We start from the raw sequence: 14,079 nt of genomic DNA, 5'->3' as shown, positions 1-14,079 counted from the left end.
CCCCGGTCGTGGGGGATCACACCGTGCCGGAGCCGCGATTCGGGGAACCCGGGGAAGGGTCAGGGACGAGACCGCCTCCCGGCGGCAGCGAGAGGGCAGAGAGAGGAGCGGATCATGGGGCGGGACGGCGACGGGAACAGCGCGTACGGCCACAAGGCCTTCCGCCGGTCGCGGAGCCACTTCGCGGACCGGATCACCGCGGACGGCCGTGACGGCTGGCCGGTGGAGGCGGGACGCTACCGCCTGGTGGTCAGCCGGGCCTGCCCGTGGGCGAGCCGCGCGGTGATCTCGCGGCGCCTGCTCGGCCTGGAGGACGCCCTGTCGATGGCGATCGCCGATCCGATCCAGGACGACCGCAGCTGGCGCTTCACGCTCGACAAGGGCGGCCGCGACCCGGTGCTGGGCATCCGCTACCTGAGCGAGGCCTACGACCGGCGCGAGACCGGCTACCCCGGCGGGGTGAGCGTGCCCGCGATCGTGGACGTGCCCAGCGGGCGGCTGGTCACCAACGACTACCAGCAGATCACGCTGGACCTGGCCACCGAGTGGCGGGCACTGCACCGCCCGGGGGCGCCGGACCTGTACCCGCAGAAGCTGCGGCGCGAGATCGACACGGTGATGGCGGAGGTGTACGAGGACGTCAACAACGGCGTCTACCGGGCCGGCTTCGCCACCGGGCAGGACGAGTACGAGGCGGCCTGCACGGCCGTGTTCCAGCGGCTGGAGAAGCTCGCCTCGCGGCTGGAGCGGCAGCGGTACCTGGTCGGCGACACGATCACCGAGGCCGACATCCGGCTGTTCACCACGCTGGTGCGTTTCGACCCCGTCTACCACGGCCACTTCAAGTGCAACCGCTTCAAGCTGGCCGAGAACGAGGTGCTGTGGGCGTACGCCCGGGACCTGTTCCAGACCCCCGGGTTCGGCGACACCGTGGACTTCGACCACATCAAGCGGCACTACTACCAGGTGCACTCCGGCATCAACCCGACCGGCATCGTGCCGCTCGGCCCCGATCTGGAGGGCTGGCTGGCGCCCCATCACCGCGAGCGCCTGGGCGGGCGGCCCTTCGGGGACGGCACGCCGCCCGGGCCGGTGCGCCCCGGGGAGGAGGTGCCGGCGCGCGGCCGCCCCTGACGCCCGACGACCTCGATCCTGCCGTCCCCCGACGCGTATCCCCTTCAAGGAGACCCCGTGGCCAAGACGAAGAAGAAGAAACTCCCCCTCGCCTACAAGCCGGTCGGCTTCGTGCTCGGCTGGGCCGGCGGTGCGCTGGCCGGGCTCGCGTTCCAGAAGACGTGGAAGCTGATCCGGCACGAGGACGACGCGCCGGACGCGCTGGACCCGGATCGCGGCTGGGGCGAGATCCTGCTCGCCGCCGCGGTCCAGGGAGCGATCTTCGCGGCGGTGCGCAGCGCCGTGGACCGCACGGGCGCCAAGGCCATCGAGCGCTCCACCGGCGTCTGGCCGGTCCAGGACAAGGGCGGCCGCGACTGACGACGTCCCCGCCCGCCGGGCGCGAGTGACCGGACGCCCGCGACGCCTGACGCGTCGCGGGCGTCGGCGTTGAGCGCTGTGTTGAGCGCTGCCGAGGCGGGATCGCCGGCGTCGGCCCTGTCCGGGCGTGACCCCCTCGCTCAGCCCTGACCGGACCCGCCCACGCTCAGCCCTGACCGGGCCGGACCGCCCTCGCTCGGCCCTGTCCGGGCGGGACCACCGTGCTCGGTCCTGTCCCCGCGGGCTCGCGGCCGCTCGGCCCCGGCCGGCCGGGGCCGCCTCCGCTCAGCCCTGTTTCGGTGCCGTGGGCACCACGCGGCGCAACGTGAAGGAGTGGCCTGCCGGGTCGGCGTAGCCGCGTTCTTCGTAGCGGCCGGAGGCGTCCTTGGTCTCCAGGGGGCGCCCGCCCAGGCCGACGATCCGGCGCTCGGCCTCGTCGAGGTCCTCGACCAGGAAGTCGAGGTGCAGTTGCAGGGAGTTCTCGGGCCGCGGCCAGCTGGGCGGGGTCGCGTTCATGTCGCGGCGGAAGGCGAGCCGGGTGTCCGCGCCGCGGATCTCCACCCGGTTGGCGGTCGCCTCCACCTGCTCCGCGTCCAGCAACGCCGTGTAGAACTCGGCGAGTTTCTCGGGTTCGGCGCAGTCGAGCACCACCACGCCGGCCGTGAACAGGGCCATCTCTCTCCTCCGCGGGTCCGGGCGGGACGGCGGCGGGCCGCCCCTCGACCCTGCGGATACCCCGGTTTCAGTCCGTCACCAGCCACCGCCCGGCGCTCATCAGCTCCCGCCCGTCGAGTTCACCGGCCTCGCGCCAGGCCTGGATCCGGCGCGGAAGGACCCTGAAGTACCGGTAGGGCGTGTCCAGTTCGCGCGGGTCGAAGCCGGTCTTGGCCGCGAAGATCTCGGCGTCCTCCTCGGGCAGGTCGTACGGTTCGACGGCCGTGACGGTGCCCTCGACGAGGACGACGTCCCGGGTCGGGCCGATGCCGAGGCGGGCGACGCCGGTGGCGGCCAGGTTGCGCCCGGTGCGGCTCGCGGCGGCGGTGGCGAGCAGCAGGGTGGCGCCGTCCCACACGAAGGACAGCGGGACCAGGTGCGGCCCCGAGCCGTCCTCGCCGGCCGTCGCGACCCAGGCGTCCACGTCGTGTTCCAAGCGGTGCAGGGTGTCGCGCTTGCGCTGCTGTGCGGTGCGGGGGGCTGCTCGGCTCATGCCACCAGTGTTCGGCCGTCACCGCCCGCCCCGCACCCGCACCTGCGCCGGCCGGGCGGCCCGGCCCCCGGCGGCCAGGGCTAGACCGAGTCTCGGGTGACCTCCGCCAGGCGGGCCGCAGCCGCGGTCAGCAGCAGGTCCAGGGCCGCCGGGTACGAGCTGTGCCGCATCGTCGCGATCAGCCGCCCGGCGGTGGCGGCGATGTTCGGGTGGGTGGCGGACGGCAGCCGGGTGTAGGTCGAGCGCCAGACCTCGGCCTCCGCCTCGCGCGCCGACGCGGGCAGGGAGGTGCCCGCGGAGTCCAGGGCGCCGAAGGCGAGAGCCTGGTCGACGAAGGCGTGGTAGACGCGCACGGCGTCGGCGTCGGGGAAGCCGGCGCCGCGCAGCACGCCGAGCACGGCCTCCACCGCGGCGATCTCGTGGACGGGCCCGGTGACGCGGTGGGCGCTGAGGACGGCCGCCCGCGGATGGGCGAGGGCGCCGGCGTGCATGCGCAGGCCGAGCTCGCGCAGGTCGGCCCGCCAGTCGCCGGTGGGCCGCCAACTGCGCAGGGTACGGCCGATGAGCTCGTCGGCGACCGCGAGCATCAGGTCGTCGGTGTGCCGGAAGTAGCGGTACAGGGAGCTGGGGTCGGCGCCCAGCGCGCGGCCGAGGCGGCGCACCGACAGGGCGTCGGCGCCGTGTTCCTCGATCAGCCGCAGCGCGGTGGCGACGATCAGCTCCTCGGACAGGACGACGCCCCCTTTGGTGGGGCGCCGGCGCCGGCGGGCGCCGGGCGGGACGACACGGTCGGTCATGGCGGGGTCTCCGGGTGCCGGGCCGCCCCGGCCGCGGTGCCGCCGCCGAGGCGCGGTGCTGGGTCCCGGGGCGCCGTACGGCCGGTGGCACCTCCGGGTGCCGGTGACCTTATGACAACACCGTTGACCTGTGAAGGGCCGCGACGGTTCCATGACGGCTCACCGGGGCCCGTCCGGGCCCCCTGGTGCGAGGAGAGTGCCGGCATGTCGAACCAGCCACCCCCGCTGCGCAGATCCCTCGGTGTGCTCGACGGCGTCGCCATCGCCGCCTCCAGTACGGCGGCCACGACCAGCATCGGCATCGGGCTGGGCGTCACGGCCGGCGTCGTCGGGCTGCACCTGCCGGCGATCATGCTGCTGGCGTTCCTGCCGGTGCTGGGCATCGCGGGCGCGTACGCGCGCCTGAACCGGGTGGAGCCCAACGCGGGCAACGGCTATGTGTGGGTGGGCCGTTCGCTCTCGCCGTGGCTGGGATTCCTGGTGGGGTGGGTGAACATCGTCGCGACGGTGGCCTTCCTCGCCTACACGACGGCCGTCACCGGCTCGGCACTGCTCCAGCTCGCCGGGGACGCCGGGCTGCGCCGGGCCGGCGGGCTCGCCCTCGATCCCGGGTCGACCGCGCAGACCACGGCCGTCGGCATCGTCGTCCTGGCCGCCGTCACCCTCACCGCGGTCACCGGCGCGCGCACCGCGGCACGGCTGCAGACCGGGCTGCTGGTCTTCGAGTACGCGGTGCTGCTGGCCTTCTGCGGCTACGGCATCGCCGTCGGCCCGCACCCGCTGCGCTGGGAGTGGTTCGATCCGTTCGCCCTGCCCTCTCCCGAGGCGCTCGCGCAGGGACTGCTGCTGTCGGTGTTCTGCTACTGGGGCTTCGAGTCCGCGTTCAGCGTGAACGAGGAGGTCCGTGAGCCGCGGGACGCCGCACGGGCCGGGTTCATCACCCTGGCGACGATGCTGGCGCTGTTCCTGCTCGGCTCGATCGCCTTCCAGCGGGTGCTGAGCGAGGACGAGTTGGTGGGGCACGGCGCGCAGGGGCTGGCGTTCTTCGGCGACCGGCTGGCCGACCGGCCGCTGGCGGTGCTGCCGCTGGTGGCGCTGATGTTCTCGGCGGTGGCCTCTCTGCAGGCCGGGGTGATCCCGACGGCCCGCGCGATGTTCGCCATGGGGCGGGACCGCACGCTCGGCCCGGTGTGGTCACGGGTCAGCCCGCGCTACGGCACCCCGGCCGCCGGGACCCTCCTCATCGGCGCGCTGGCGATGGCGGTGGCCGCGCTGTCGCTCGTCATCCCGCGCCTGGCGGACATGATCATGGCGACCGTGAACGCCGTCGGGATCGTCGTCGCCCTCTCCTACGCGCTGACCGCGCTGGCCGCCGCCGTGCGCTTCCGCGGGCTGCTGCGCACCGATCGGCGGCAGGGGGTGCGGGCGGTGGTGCTGCCCGCGCTGAGCGCCGCCGCGCTGCTCGGGCTCGGCGGCTACCTCGGCTGGTCCTTCCTCACCTCCGCCGACCACTTCGCGCTGCGCGCGGACAACGGCTGGTTCCTGCTGCTCATGCCGCTGCTGATGATCGCGTCCGGCTGCGTGGCCGCCGCGTGGGCGAAGTGGGGCCGCAGGTCGCCGTACTTCCGCACCGGCGCCGGCACCGACGCGGACGCGCCCGAGCTGCTGACCACTCTTCCGTGACCCCGCCCCGCCCCCGTCCGACGAAAGGAACCCATGCACGCCGACCTGCTCTTCCTCAACGGCCCCGTCCTCACGCCCGAGGGCCGCACCGCCACCGCCGTGGCCGTCACCGGTGACCGGATCATCGCGGTGGGCGGCGACGAGCTGCGCGAGCTGGCCGGGCCGCGCACGGAGGTCGTCGACCTCGCCGGGCGGCTGTTGCTGCCCGGCTTCCAGGACGCGCATGTGCATCCGGTCCCGGCGGGCCTGGAGCTGACCCAGTGCGACCTGACCGGTGCGCGCACCGCCGAGGAGACCGTCGCGGCGGTGCGCGCGTACGCCGCCGCCCATCCCGAGCGGGAGTGGATCACCGGCGGCGGCTGGTCGATGGAGGCCTTCGCGGGCGGCACGCCTTCGAAGGAGCTGCTGGACGCCGTCGTACCGGACCGGCCGGTGTACCTGCCCAACCGGGACCACCACGGCGCCTGGGTGAACAGCCGCGCCCTGGAGCGCGCCGGGGTCACCCGGCACACGCCCGACCCGGCCGACGGGCGGATCGAGCGGGACGCGTCCGGGGAGCCGAGCGGCACGCTGCAGGAGGGGGCGATGCAGCTGGTCGGCCGGCTCACCCCGCCGCCCTCGCCGGCCGACCTGCGCGCGGCGCTGCTGCACGCGCAGCGCACCCTGCACGCCCTCGGGATCACCGCCTGGCAGGACGCGCTCGTCGGGAACTTCCTCGGCATGCCCGACCCCTCGGTCGCCTACCGGGACGCCGCCCGGGACGGCTCGCTGACCGCCCGGGTGCGCGGCGCGCTGTGGTGGGACCGGGAGCGCGGGGCCGAGCAGATCCCCGAACTGGTGGAGAAGCGGCACGAGTCGAGCGCGGGCCGGTTCCGGGCGGGCAGCGTGAAGCTGATGCTGGACGGCGTCGCGGAGAACGGCACGGCGGCGCTGCTGGAGCCGTACCTGGACGCCTGCGGGTGCGTCACCGCCAACCGCGGCACGAGCTTCGTGGACCCGGGGCAGCTGCCGAAGTACGTCACCGAGCTGGACGCGCTCGGCTTCCAGTGCCACTTCCACGCGCTCGGCGACCGCGCCGTACGGGACGCGCTGGACGCGGTCGAGGCGGCGCGGGCGGCGAACGGGCCGCGCGACACCCGCCCGCACCTGGCGCATCTGCAGGTGGTGCACCCGGACGACGTGCCCCGCTTCGCGCGGCTGGGCGCGGTGGCGAACATCCAGCCGCTCTGGGCCGCGCACGAACCGCAGATGGACGAGCTGACGATCCCCTTCCTCGGGCCCGAACGCGCGGCGTGGCAGTACCCGTTCGCGTCGCTGCTGCGCTCGGGCGCGCGGCTCGCCGCGGGCAGCGACTGGCCGGTCAGCAGCCCCGACCCGCTGCAGGGCATCCATGTGGCGGTGAACCGGGTGGAACCGGGCGCCGGTGGGCCCGTCTTCCTGCCGGGCGAGCGTCTCCCGCTCGCGGCCGCGCTCACCGCCTACACCGCGGACTCGGCGTTCGTGAACCATCTGGACGACACCGGTGAGGTCCGCGTGGGCGCCCTGGCCGACCTGGTGGTGCTCGACGGCGACCCGTTCGCCGTCGCGCCGGAGACGCTCGGCCGGATGCGGGTGGCGCTGACCTATGTCGGAGGGACGCGGGTCCACGCGGCCGCCGACGCCTGACCGGCACCTTCAGCCACCACCCGATCAAACTCGGTCGCAATTCGACGACATATGTCAATCGAACATGCTCAAATAGCGTCGGCCGAGGGTAACTTGCAGTGCGGGGGCCCCACTTGGGGCTCCCGCCCACGCAGCGGGTTGGAGGCGATGCCGTCGTGCAGCAGGACCCTGCTCCGCCCACGCGCCATGTGCGTGTCCGCGCCGACCGGGGTCACACGGTGCTGGAGTTCCACGGCGAGATCGACATCGCCGCGGCGGCCGAGATCATCCCGCACCTCGACCGCGCCACCGCCGGCCCCCGGCCGCGCGTGGTGATCGACCTGAGCGGGGTGGAGTTCTTCGACGCCTCGGGACTGCGCCTGCTGTACCGGGCCCGGCGCCGGGTGCTGGAGCGGGACGGGCGGATCCTGCTCGTGTGCACCCACCCGCTGACCCTGCGGGTGCTGCGGGTGACCGGCCTCGCCAGGCTGCTGCCGCCCCGGCCGACCCGGGAAGCGGCCCTCGGCCGGCCCGGGGCCACGTCCGGCTCCCTGTGACCGTCACGGTGTGGCGCGCGGCGCGTCGAACAGGGCGCTGACCGACTCGCCGTTGTGGATGCGCCGCACGGCCTCGGCGAGGGCCGGGGCGACGGTGAGGACGCGCAGCTTGCCGGTGCGCTCCCCGGGCGGCACCGGCACGGTGTTGGTGCACACGATCTCCAGTACGTCCGGCTGCTCGCTGAGCCGCTTGAGCGAGCCCGCAGCGAACAGCCCGTGCGTGCACGCCACCCGCACCGAGCGCGGCCCGGCCTCCCGCAGCCGCGCCAGCAGTTCCAGGACGGTGCTGCCCTTGGCTATCTCGTCGTCGAGGACGATCACGTCCCGTCCGGCGACGTCGCCGATGACCGCGCTGATGCTGACCCGGTCGTCGGCGTAGCGCTGCTTGGCCCCGGCGGCCACCTGCGCGCCGATCATCCGGGCGAAGGCGGCGGCCTCCTTTGCGTTGCCGAGGTCCGGCGAGACGACCGTGGTGCGGCTGAGGTCGTACTGCCCGAAGTGCGCGGCCAACTCCCGCCGGGCGTGCAGATGGTCCACCGGCACGGAGAAGAAGCCGTGCACCTGCGGCGAGTGCAGCGTCATCGCCAGCACCCGGCCTGCCCCGGCCGCCACCAGCAGGTCCGCGACCAGCCGGCCGCCGAGCGAGATGCGCGGCGCGTCCTTCTTGTCGGAGCGGGCGTAGGAGTAGTGCGGCAGGACCACGGTGATCCGCGCCGCCGAGGCGCCGCGCGCGGCGTCGCACATCAGCAGCAGCTCCACCAGGTGCTCCTGGACCGGCCGGACCAGCGGCTGGATCAGGAACACGTCCCGCTCCCGGCAGTTGGCCCGCAGCTGGACCTCCAGGCAGTCGTTGGCGAACCGGCTCACCCGGGTCGGGCTGAGCGGGACCCCGAGCTGGGCGCAGACCTCCTCGGCCAGCTCGGGATGGGCACTTCCGCTGAAGACGGCGATGTCGCGCACTGGGGCTCCTCGTGGGCAGGTCGGCCGGTGGTCCCGCCGACTGGTGTACCCGCCGGGCACCCGGGCTCCCCGCCGCCGAACTCCGGGGCCTGACAACGGCTTTGGCGGGCAGGTGGATGTCAGGAAGGAGGGCCGTCGCCATGACGACGTCTGCCACGGATGCCCCCGCCCCCGCCCGCCCGTCCCGCCGCCTGCCCGGCTGGGCGAAGGTCCTGCTGTCGGTGGTGCTGGTGATCGCCGTGTTCTTCGCGGGCTTGCGCCTCAGCGTGCTGCCGGGGCTGCGGGACCTGTTCGGCACCGACACCCACGACCGCTCCGGACCGGCCCTGCTGAAGTCGGTCCGGGACCTCAGCCGCTTCGACGCCGCCTCCGGCACCTTCCAGGTCGTCGTCGACCTGGAGAAGGACGCCCGGTTCCTGCCCGACGCGATCCGCGGCACCCGCACGCTGTACGTCGGCACGGGCACCGTCGACGCCTACGTCGACCTCGGGCAGGTCGGCGAGCGGGACGTGACGGTGAACGGCGACCGCACCGCGGCGACCCTGCGGCTGCCGCACGCGCGACTGGGCCGGCCGGCCCTCGACGCCGACCACTCCTACGCGGTGTCGAAGCAGCGGGGCCTGCTCGACCGGCTCGGCGACCTGTTCTCGGACAACCCCAACAGCGAGCAGGCCGTGCAGAAGCTCGCCGTCCGGCACATCGGCCAGGCCGCGCAGGGCAGCGGGCTGACCGCGCGCGCCGAGAGCAACACCACGGCCATGCTGCAGGGCCTGCTGCGCTCCCTGGGCTTCACCCAGGTGCGCGTCTCCTACGGCTGATCAGCCGCCGAGGACACCGGGCAGGACGAGCGCCCCGAGCAGCGTCGTGCCCACCAGGATCCAGGCCACGTAGTCGCCGATGTGCCCGGACTGCAGCCGGCGCAGGGGCAGGGCCCAGCCGGGTGCGGCGAGGAGGTGCGGGCGGGTGACGGCGACCGAGGCCAGGGCCACGGCGAGCCCCGCGGACAGCAGGCCCAGCAGCACCCCGGGCAGGGTCCAGTGCACCTCGGCGCGCACCCCGCCGGAGCCGGCGGTGTTCACCGCGTCGGCGACCACGCCGGCGAAGCCGGGCACCGTGCCGACGGCGAGCGAGGCGGCCAGCAGCACCGCCGGCACCACGGTCATCGTGTCGGGGATCCGGGTGAGCCGGCGCCCGGTCTCCGGCTCCTCGTCGGCGCCGGTCGTCTCGTACTCCGCGCTCTCCGGCGGCCGCGGCCCGAGCCCGAGGAAGATCCGCGCGGTCAGCCGCAGCACCGCGCCCGCCGTGATCGCCGAGACGGCGACGTACAGCACGGTGAGCGGGCCGCCCGCCGCCTCCTCGCCGACCGCCTTGCCGAGGGCGGTGCCGAACGGCGGCAGCCCGGCCAGGGCGAGCCCGCCGGCCGCGAACATCACCGCGACCGGCCGCATCCCGCGGCCCCGGCCGTGCAGCACGTGCTCGTCGAGGCAGCCGAAGCGGTCGAGGAGGATGCCCGCGCACGCGAACAGCGCCGCCTTCACCCCGGCGTGCCCGAGGAGGTACAGGGCGACCCCGTCGTCGCCCTCCGGGGTGAGCTGCCCGACGCCGAGCAGGAACAGGCCGGTGTGGGCGACGGTGGAGTAGGCCAGCAGCCGCTTGACGTGCCGCTGGTACCAGCACATCACCGCCCCGATCACGGCGCTCAGCGCGCCCGGCACCACCATCGCGTGCGCGGCGTCCGCCACCGGGATCCCGCCGGGGCCGGAGAACACCGTGGAGTACACGCGCCACACGCCGTAGACGCCGAGTTCGACCATGACCCCGGACAGCAGCATGCACACCGGGGTCGGGGCGACGGCGTGCGCATCGGGCAGCCAGAAGTGGAAGGGCACGGCGGCCGCCTTGACCAGCAGTCCGGTCATCACGAGCACGAACGCGGTGAGCACCAGGGCGTCCGGCGGGCCGTGCGCGTCCAGGCCGCGGCCGATGCCGGTCAGGGACAGCTCCCCGGTGCGCCCGTACAGCAGTCCGATGCCCATGAGCATCGCGTACGCGCCGAGCGAGGTGATCACGGCGAAGGTCAGGGCGCCCTGGACGGCGCTGGGTTCGTCGATGCGGTAGCCGGTCAGGGCGTAGGCGACCACGCTCATCAGCTCGAAGAACACGAAGGCGTTGAACAGGTCGCCGGCGATCGCGAAGCCGCACATGCCGGCCTGGAAGAGCAGCATCAGCGCGGGGAAGGACCCGGCATGCCGGCGCGGCGGTTCGTCGAAGTAGTGCCAGGAGTACACCAGGGCGCTGAGCGTGAGCAGCGAGGCGAGCGCGGCCAGGCCGAGGCCCGGACCGTCGCCGACGAGGACGATGCCGACGCTCTCCCCGTTCACCGGCAGCCATCCGCCGACCCACTCGACCATGGGCGGCGCGGAGTCGAGCAGCAGGACGAGAGCCAGGGCCGCGGTCCCGCCGGAGACCAGGCAGCCGACGGTCTCGGCGATCGGGCGCGGCATCCGCCGGCCGCCCGCGACGAGCAACCCCGCGCCGAGCAGCGGGACGGCGACGAGCAGCGGGATGAGGTGGTGCATCAGCCGCGCAGCTCGGACAGCTCGTCGGGGTCGACCGTGCCGTGCCGCTTGGCGATCTGCACGATCAACGCCAGCAGCAGGGCGGTGACCGTGGCACCGACGACGACGTCGGTCAGTGCGAGGGCCTGCACGACCGGGTCGACGACGGGCCGCGAGCCGGGCTCGATGTCGGAGAACACCGGCGCGGTGGCGCCGTCGCGGTAGCCGACAGCCAGCAGCAGGACGTAGGTGCCGGCCTGGCAGACGGACAGACAGCCGACGGCGTGGATCAGGTTGCGGCTGGTGGCCAGGCCGCAGACGCCGGCCAGGAACACCCAGGCGGCGACGAGATACGGCAGGACGTGCAGCACGCCGGTCACCCCTTCCCTCTCCCTTGCCCGTTCGCGGGCTCCTCCACGATCTCCACGGCCTGGTCCAGGAAGCCGGCCAGCAGGACGACGACGGCGCAGGAGACCTCCATGCCGATGGCCGCGTTCAGCAGGGGGACGGTGCCGGCGGAGGAGAGCGTGTTGAACGTGCCGTACGGCAGCAGCGTGTTGGCGAGGAACGCGGTGCCCGCGAGGACCCCGGCGAGCCCGGTGACGACGTAGGCCGAGGCGGCGAGCGCGTCGCCCGCCTCGTACGGGCCGAGCGGGCGGACGCGTTCCAGGGCGCGGTAGTCGGCGCCGAGGTACAGCACGTGCAGGGCGGTCGCGGTGACGACGCCGCCCTGGAAGCCGCCGCCGGGGCTGAGCTGGCCGTGGGCGATCACGTACAGGCCGGTGACCACGGCGACGGGCAGCACGACGAGCGCGTAACGGCGCACCGGGCGGGCGACCTCGGCGGGCCGGGGCGCGGCGCGGTGCTCGTCGCGGGCCTGGCGCAGCAGGACCGCGCAGCCGAGCACCGAGGCGAACAGGATGCTCATCTCGCCGAGCGTGTCGAAGGCGCGCAGGTCGAAGTTGACGGAGGCGACGGTGTTGGCGGTGTGCCGGGCGAGGGCGGCGCGCACGGCCCGGTAGCCGTAGGGGTGCTGGGCGCCGCCGAACGACGGCAGATCCAGGCAGGCGGCGACGAGGAGCGCGGTCAGGCCCGCGCCGCCCAGCGCGACGAGCCACAGGCGGGCCCGCCGGCTCACCGGGTGCTCCCCTCGCCGTCCGTGTCCCGGGCGCGGCGGCGGACCTTGCGGACCGTCAGCAGCAGGAGCAGCGGGGTGACGGCGGCGCCCACGGCCAGCTGCGACAGGCCGACGTCGGGTGCCTGCAACACGGTGAACAGTACGGCGAGCACGACGCCCAGCACCGACAGCACCAGGGACTGGCGCGCGGGATCGCGGGTGACCACGGCGGCGGTCGCGGCGACGGCCACGAGCAGCAGCGCGACGACGATGACGGCGTCGGTCATCGCCCGGCCTCCTTCCGTACGGCGGTCACGGCAAAGGGCCCTTGGCGCACGTCGGTCACCGCAGAGGGCTGTGGGCGCACTTTGGTCACCGCAGAGGGCCCTTGGCGCACGTCGGTCACCGCAGAGGGCTGCTGGCGCACGTCGGTCACCGCGGCGCCTCTGCGCGTGCCGGTCGCCGTGCGGTCGTCTTCCCGCACGTCGGGCACCGGCCATGTCGTGCCGGGGGTGTCAGCCACCGCGCACCCCGCCGATCCCGCCGGACAGGGCGCGGGAGGCGACCAGGTTGCCGCCGACCAGCAGCGCCCCGATCACCAGCAGTTTCACCATCGCGCGGCCCGGACCGGTGGCCACGCACAGCGCGAGGACGGTCACCGCGCCGACTCCGGCGGCCGCCCAGGTCGCGGCCCGGGCGCGCGGCGGGTCGTCGGCGAGTTCGTCGGCGAGCAGCCGGGCGAAGACGAGGGTGCCGACCGGGCCCAGCAGCGCGAGCAGCAGGGCGAGGTCGACGTAGGAGGTGCGCTGGTAGCCCTGGGCGAGCAGGAGCAGGCCGGGGCAGACCAGGGCGGTGGAGAGGTTCTGGGCGATCGCCCGGCGGCGCAGCGGCCCGGTCGCCACGCCCCACACCGTCGCCCCGGCCCCGCCGGCCAGGACCACGGCCGCCGCGAGCAGCCAGCCGTTCACCGGTTCGTCACCGCCCGCCGGGCGGCCCGGGCGGCGAGCGCGCCGACCGCCGCGACGGCGCCGCCCACGGCGTACTCCAGCGGGTAGACGCTGCTGATCAGCACCAGCCACAGCACGGCCAGCGCGACCCACCAGGCGAGGAGTTCACCCACGGCGCGCAGTGCCGTCCGCCCGTCCACGCGCCACCTCCTCGCCGCCCGCCGTCGCCCGGTCCCGGTCTCCCGGTCCCGGTCCTGGTCCTGGTCCTGGTCCTGGTCCTGGTCCCGGTCCCGGTCCTGGTCCCGGTCCCGGTCCCGGTCCTGCGGGCATCCAAGCACCGCGCGTGTCCCGCCGGGCGGCGGCACGCGCGGGTCTTCACCCACAGTGCCCCGGGCGACCGAACGGAAACCGCCCCCGAGCGCGCGGCCCGGTGGCAGCGGCGGCGGAGTGGCCCGGCGGATCGCGGGTAACCGCCGTGCCATGCAGGGAAGTTGGAGGGAATCGACCATCGCCCGGCTGCCGTTCGCGCGGCGCGGGCCCCGTGCCCGCAAGCAGGAGACGTCGCAGGGTCCGCTGCGGCTGGCCGTACGACTGCTCGTCATGGCCTGCGCGTTCGTCCTGATGGTGGCGTTCGCCGTGGTGCTGGCGAAGCTGACACTGCGCCCGTCCCCCGCCTCGGCGGCCTTCACGCACACCAATCTGCATCCCGGACGCTCGTTGAAGGCGTATCTGGACCAGCCCTCGCTGCGCGACGCGGTGAAGCAGATCGGCGGCAACCTGCTGCTCGGTGTGCCGTTCGGGGTGCTGGTGCCGCTGGTCGCGCCCCGGGCCCGGAGGCTGCTGCGGGTGCTGCTGCTCACGGCGGTGGTGATGCTGCTGGTGGAGCTGGCACAGGGGGCGATGATCACGGGGCGGGCCTTCGACATCGACGACGTGATCCTCAACACGACCGGGGCGCTGGTGGGTTACGTGCTGCTGGGGCGGCGGCTGGGACGGGCCGTGCACGCGCGGGCCGGGCGCAGCTGACCGACGAGTGGTCCGTACCAAGGTCTTGACGACCCCTTAGTTCATGCCTTGAATCAAGAGGCGACACGATCCCCGCCCCCCACTGGATC

Annotated in this window: 17 protein-coding genes; 7 read left to right on the top strand and 10 right to left on the bottom strand. The window is 74.4% G+C overall.

The genetic code is table 11. From position 1 onward, the window contains the following. Positions 1 to 114: 114 nt before the first annotated feature. Both ACF1AL_RS20950 and ACF1AL_RS20945 read left to right on the top strand, forming a co-directional pair. On the top strand, positions 115 to 1,134 hold the full coding sequence (locus ACF1AL_RS20950) for a glutathione S-transferase family protein (protein WP_391700182.1): 1,020 nt from the start codon (positions 115 to 117) through the stop codon (positions 1,132 to 1,134). 57 nt (positions 1,135 to 1,191) lie between these two features. Beyond that, positions 1,192 to 1,494, top strand: a complete 303-nt coding sequence (locus tag ACF1AL_RS20945; RefSeq protein ID WP_366838539.1) for a DUF4235 domain-containing protein — start codon at positions 1,192 to 1,194, stop codon at positions 1,492 to 1,494. Positions 1,495 to 1,779: 285 nt separating this feature from the next. Here ACF1AL_RS20945 and ACF1AL_RS20940 read toward each other — a convergent pair whose 3' ends face one another. The 3 genes from ACF1AL_RS20940 to ACF1AL_RS20930 form a co-directional block, all read right to left on the bottom strand. After that, entirely contained in the window at positions 1,780 to 2,169 is a 390-nt protein-coding gene (locus ACF1AL_RS20940) for a VOC family protein (protein ID WP_366838538.1), read from the bottom strand. 67 nt (positions 2,170 to 2,236) lie between these two features. Then, a complete protein-coding gene (locus ACF1AL_RS20935; RefSeq protein WP_391700179.1) occupies positions 2,237 to 2,701 on the bottom strand; it encodes a pyridoxamine 5'-phosphate oxidase family protein in 465 nt (154 codons plus the stop codon). 80 nt (positions 2,702 to 2,781) lie between these two features. Beyond that, the gene (locus ACF1AL_RS20930) at positions 2,782 to 3,498 is read right to left on the bottom strand and encodes a TetR/AcrR family transcriptional regulator (RefSeq protein ID WP_391826857.1); all 717 of its coding nucleotides are present in this window, start codon (positions 3,496 to 3,498) and stop codon (positions 2,782 to 2,784) included. Between the two features lie 204 nt (positions 3,499 to 3,702). On the opposite strand from ACF1AL_RS20930, the gene ACF1AL_RS20925 reads away from it, so the two are divergent. The 3 genes from ACF1AL_RS20925 (at position 3,703) to ACF1AL_RS20915 (ending at position 7,382) form a co-directional block, all read left to right on the top strand. Beyond that, entirely contained in the window at positions 3,703 to 5,181 is a 1,479-nt protein-coding gene (locus tag ACF1AL_RS20925; RefSeq protein WP_391826855.1) for an APC family permease, read from the top strand. A gap of 33 nt (positions 5,182 to 5,214) precedes the next feature. Further along, a complete protein-coding gene (locus ACF1AL_RS20920; RefSeq protein WP_391826853.1) occupies positions 5,215 to 6,846 on the top strand; it encodes an amidohydrolase in 1,632 nt (543 codons plus the stop codon). Positions 6,847 to 7,001: 155 nt separating this feature from the next. Then, the gene (locus ACF1AL_RS20915) at positions 7,002 to 7,382 is read left to right on the top strand and encodes an anti-sigma factor antagonist (RefSeq protein ID WP_391700170.1); all 381 of its coding nucleotides are present in this window, start codon (positions 7,002 to 7,004) and stop codon (positions 7,380 to 7,382) included. A 3-nt stretch (positions 7,383 to 7,385) separates the two neighbouring features. Here ACF1AL_RS20915 and ACF1AL_RS20910 read toward each other — a convergent pair whose 3' ends face one another. Beyond that, a complete protein-coding gene (locus ACF1AL_RS20910) occupies positions 7,386 to 8,342 on the bottom strand; it encodes a ribose-phosphate diphosphokinase (RefSeq protein ID WP_391700167.1) in 957 nt (318 codons plus the stop codon). A gap of 140 nt (positions 8,343 to 8,482) precedes the next feature. On the opposite strand from ACF1AL_RS20910, the gene ACF1AL_RS20905 reads away from it, so the two are divergent. Continuing rightward, the gene (locus ACF1AL_RS20905) at positions 8,483 to 9,160 is read left to right on the top strand and encodes a DUF4230 domain-containing protein (protein ID WP_391777537.1); all 678 of its coding nucleotides are present in this window, start codon (positions 8,483 to 8,485) and stop codon (positions 9,158 to 9,160) included. On the opposite strand, the gene ACF1AL_RS20900 is transcribed toward ACF1AL_RS20905, so the two are convergent. From ACF1AL_RS20900 to ACF1AL_RS20875, 6 genes are all read right to left on the bottom strand, one after another. Then, positions 9,161 to 10,921 carry a complex I subunit 5 family protein gene (locus ACF1AL_RS20900; protein WP_391818235.1) on the bottom strand — a complete coding sequence of 587 codons (1,761 nt, stop codon included), beginning with the start codon at positions 10,919 to 10,921 and terminating at the stop codon, positions 9,161 to 9,163. Further along, on the bottom strand, positions 10,921 to 11,271 hold the full coding sequence (locus ACF1AL_RS20895; protein WP_366838651.1) for a sodium:proton antiporter: 351 nt from the start codon (positions 11,269 to 11,271) through the stop codon (positions 10,921 to 10,923). Before ACF1AL_RS20895 ends, ACF1AL_RS20900 begins: the two co-directional genes overlap by 1 nt. Before the next feature lie 5 nt (positions 11,272 to 11,276). After that, positions 11,277 to 12,038, bottom strand: coding sequence for an MnhB domain-containing protein (locus ACF1AL_RS20890; protein ID WP_391826851.1), 762 nt, complete (start codon positions 12,036 to 12,038; stop codon positions 11,277 to 11,279). Further along, a complete protein-coding gene (locus tag ACF1AL_RS20885) occupies positions 12,035 to 12,304 on the bottom strand; it encodes a Na(+)/H(+) antiporter subunit B (protein WP_391658617.1) in 270 nt (89 codons plus the stop codon). Before ACF1AL_RS20885 ends, ACF1AL_RS20890 begins: the two co-directional genes overlap by 4 nt. Positions 12,305 to 12,532: 228 nt before the next feature. Next, positions 12,533 to 12,985, bottom strand: coding sequence for a monovalent cation/H+ antiporter complex subunit F (locus ACF1AL_RS20880; RefSeq protein ID WP_386419224.1), 453 nt, complete (start codon positions 12,983 to 12,985; stop codon positions 12,533 to 12,535). Then, entirely contained in the window at positions 12,982 to 13,302 is a 321-nt protein-coding gene (locus ACF1AL_RS20875) for a hypothetical protein (RefSeq protein ID WP_391826849.1), read from the bottom strand. Before ACF1AL_RS20875 ends, ACF1AL_RS20880 begins: the two co-directional genes overlap by 4 nt. Before the next feature lie 142 nt (positions 13,303 to 13,444). Here ACF1AL_RS20875 and ACF1AL_RS20870 point away from each other — a divergent pair, with 142 nt between their 5' ends. Then, positions 13,445 to 13,990, top strand: a complete 546-nt coding sequence (locus tag ACF1AL_RS20870; protein ID WP_391826847.1) for a VanZ family protein — start codon at positions 13,445 to 13,447, stop codon at positions 13,988 to 13,990. The last annotated feature ends 89 nt before the right edge of the window (positions 13,991 to 14,079 follow it).

The sequence above is a fragment of the Streptomyces sp. NPDC014801 genome (genome assembly GCF_043082085.1).
GTDB lineage: Bacteria > Actinomycetota > Actinomycetes > Streptomycetales > Streptomycetaceae > Streptomyces.
The sequence above is the reverse complement of the archived record's forward strand: the minus strand, read 5'-3'. Positions and strand labels throughout refer to the sequence as shown.

Coding starts and splice junctions, on each gene's coding strand:
- ACF1AL_RS20900 (WP_391818235.1), bottom strand. CDS start 10,921: ATGCACCACCTCATCCCGCTGCTCGTCGCCGTCCCGCTGCTCGGCGCG.
- ACF1AL_RS20885 (WP_391658617.1), bottom strand. CDS start 12,304: ATGACCGACGCCGTCATCGTCGTCGCGCTGCTGCTCGTGGCCGTCGCC.
- ACF1AL_RS20920 (WP_391826853.1), top strand. CDS start 5,215: ATGCACGCCGACCTGCTCTTCCTCAACGGCCCCGTCCTCACGCCCGAG.
- ACF1AL_RS20870 (WP_391826847.1), top strand. CDS start 13,445: ATGCAGGGAAGTTGGAGGGAATCGACCATCGCCCGGCTGCCGTTCGCG.
- ACF1AL_RS20935 (WP_391700179.1), bottom strand. CDS start 2,701: ATGAGCCGAGCAGCCCCCCGCACCGCACAGCAGCGCAAGCGCGACACC.
- ACF1AL_RS20950 (WP_391700182.1), top strand. CDS start 115: ATGGGGCGGGACGGCGACGGGAACAGCGCGTACGGCCACAAGGCCTTC.
- ACF1AL_RS20940 (WP_366838538.1), bottom strand. CDS start 2,169: ATGGCCCTGTTCACGGCCGGCGTGGTGGTGCTCGACTGCGCCGAACCC.
- ACF1AL_RS20925 (WP_391826855.1), top strand. CDS start 3,703: ATGTCGAACCAGCCACCCCCGCTGCGCAGATCCCTCGGTGTGCTCGAC.
- ACF1AL_RS20905 (WP_391777537.1), top strand. CDS start 8,483: ATGACGACGTCTGCCACGGATGCCCCCGCCCCCGCCCGCCCGTCCCGC.
- ACF1AL_RS20930 (WP_391826857.1), bottom strand. CDS start 3,498: ATGACCGACCGTGTCGTCCCGCCCGGCGCCCGCCGGCGCCGGCGCCCC.